At 69.7% G+C, this 1,832-nt stretch carries 2 protein-coding genes and 1 pseudogene; 2 read left to right on the plus strand and 1 reads right to left on the minus strand.

Going from position 1 to position 1,832, the window contains the following annotated elements; genetic code table 11:
• Window positions 1-86: 86 nt before the first annotated feature.
• Window positions 87-197 (plus strand): annotated as a pseudogene (locus ABZ896_RS52680) (polysaccharide deacetylase family protein); the annotation flags it as partial.
• Between the two features lie 30 nt (window positions 198-227).
• On the opposite strand, the gene ABZ896_RS52685 reads toward ABZ896_RS52680, so the two are convergent.
• Window positions 228-902 carry a class F sortase gene (locus ABZ896_RS52685; protein ID WP_360946638.1) on the minus strand — a complete coding sequence of 225 codons (675 nt, stop codon included), beginning with the start codon at window positions 900-902 and terminating at the stop codon, window positions 228-230.
• 331 nt (window positions 903-1,233) lie between these two features.
• Here ABZ896_RS52685 and ABZ896_RS52690 point away from each other — a divergent pair, with 331 nt between their 5' ends.
• Window positions 1,234-1,728 carry a hypothetical protein gene (locus ABZ896_RS52690; RefSeq protein WP_360946641.1) on the plus strand — a complete coding sequence of 165 codons (495 nt, stop codon included), beginning with the start codon at window positions 1,234-1,236 and terminating at the stop codon, window positions 1,726-1,728.
• Window positions 1,729-1,832 lie beyond the last annotated feature (104 nt).

Below are 1,832 nucleotides of genomic sequence, written 5' to 3' on the forward strand. Positions count from 1 at the left end.
GCTGATCGGCGGTCAACTGCTGAGGGTGTAGCCGCCGTCACAGGCGATCGTCTGGCCGGTGACGAACGCGGACGCAGGTGTGGCCGCACGACGCCGGGGGCGACCGCTCCCAGAGTGTCCGGGCGCTGCGCGACTATCTCCCGCGGCTCCTGGATTCCGGCTATCACATCACCGTCCCGCGACGGCACTACGCCTGAACCGGAAAAGGCCGCCCGGCCGGGGAACGCTCAGCGGACCTCGGCCAGGCGGGCGAAGACGACGACGTTCCCGGCGTAACCCGTCTGCTTCGAAAAGCCGCCCCCGCAGGTGATGACCCGCAATTCCGGGGTGCCCTTGGAGCCGTAGACACGGTCGCCGGGGAAATTCGCCTTCTCGAAGACCTCGATGCCGTAGATCTCGAAGATCGCCGTCTTTCCGTCCTTGCGCCGCACCTCGACGCGATTTCCCTTCTTCAGGGCCCCGAGTCCGTAGAACACGGCGGGGCCCTGTTTGTTGTCGACATGGCCGACGACCACCGCGGTGCCCTTCTCGCCGGGCGAGACGGCGCCGGTGAACCAGCCGGCCAGGTTCGGGTCCTCCGGCGGCGGCGCGCCCACCCAGCCGTCCGCGTCCAGGCCCACCGGCATCACCGGCGCGTCGACCTGGATCGCCGGGATCGAGACCCGGTCGGGCATCGAGAACGGCAGCGGGGCGGGAGCGTTGCCGAAGGTGGTGCCGGACGCCACCCGGCTGTCCGCCGCGGCCGCCGACGCGGGCTGCGGGGGGCCCACGTCGAACTCCCCGGAACCGTTGCGAATGAGCGCGAGGCCGGTCAGCAGAACAAGCGCTATCACGCCCCAAGGAGCACGCTTTCTGCGCTGCTCCTCCTCCATGGCCAGACCGGCCGGCTCGGACGCAGACATTGACTTCCCCTCTCGACGCGGCCGTCACCGCGTCATTCGCGCATACGAGAACGCTAAGTCCCGCGTGCGGAACCGGCGACGGGGACGGAGGCGAACGGGTGGCGCCGAAGAGGGGTGGTGCGCCATCCGAGTTGCCGTGAACAGGAAATTTCTGACGGTCCGTGACCTGCGGAGATATCCGATTGTGTGCTTTTCCCCCGGCGTGTCCGCTCACCAGGACGGACCATTGTCGAAATGCGGGTCCGGGCAAGGCATCTGAGGGTCTTTCTGGGAGGCGCTTTCTCGCCGATCAACCGGGGACCGTTCCCTGGGCGTCTTCCGCGGAGGAACAATGCGTACCACTCGTGCCCTGGCGGCCGCCGGCGCCGCTGTCACGGTTCTCACCCTCGCCGCCCCGGCCGCCGTCGCGGACGGCATGGTCGTCAACCCCAGCAACATCGTCGCGCTGCCCAGCGTGATCGCCCGGGGCGGCCAGCTGACCATCACGGTCGACGGCTGCCCGACCGGCGGCACCGCGACCTCGGACGCGTTCCCGGCCACCACGCTGACGCTGGTCTCCGGGACCACCAGCACGGCGCGGGGCACCGCCGTGGTCAACACCAACGCGAGCACCGGCTCGCACAGCATCACGGTCACCTGCAACGGGAAGTCCCTGACGAACCCGGCCGCCTACACCGTCATCGGCGGTGTCCGCGGTGGTCTCGGCGGCAGCACCACCACGGGCGCCACCCCGACCGACATGGCCATCGGCGGCGGTCTCGTGGGCCTGGCCCTGATCGGCGGCGGTGTCTTCTGGATGCGCCGTCGCGCCGAGAAGCGGATCTGATCCGAGCCTCGCGCACAGACCTCCGCCCCGGAACCTTTCACTCGGTCGAGCTGCCCTTCGCCTCCCAGGGGCCGGCGATCGTGTAGTAGTGCACGGACAGGCCC

Origin of the sequence: Streptomyces sp. NPDC047072, from assembly GCF_040643855.1 — a bacterium.
GTDB lineage: Bacteria > Actinomycetota > Actinomycetes > Streptomycetales > Streptomycetaceae > Streptomyces.

Coding starts and splice junctions, on each gene's coding strand:
- ABZ896_RS52685 (WP_360946638.1), bottom strand. CDS start 902: ATGTCTGCGTCCGAGCCGGCCGGTCTGGCCATGGAGGAGGAGCAGCGC.
- ABZ896_RS52690 (WP_360946641.1), top strand. CDS start 1,234: ATGCGTACCACTCGTGCCCTGGCGGCCGCCGGCGCCGCTGTCACGGTT.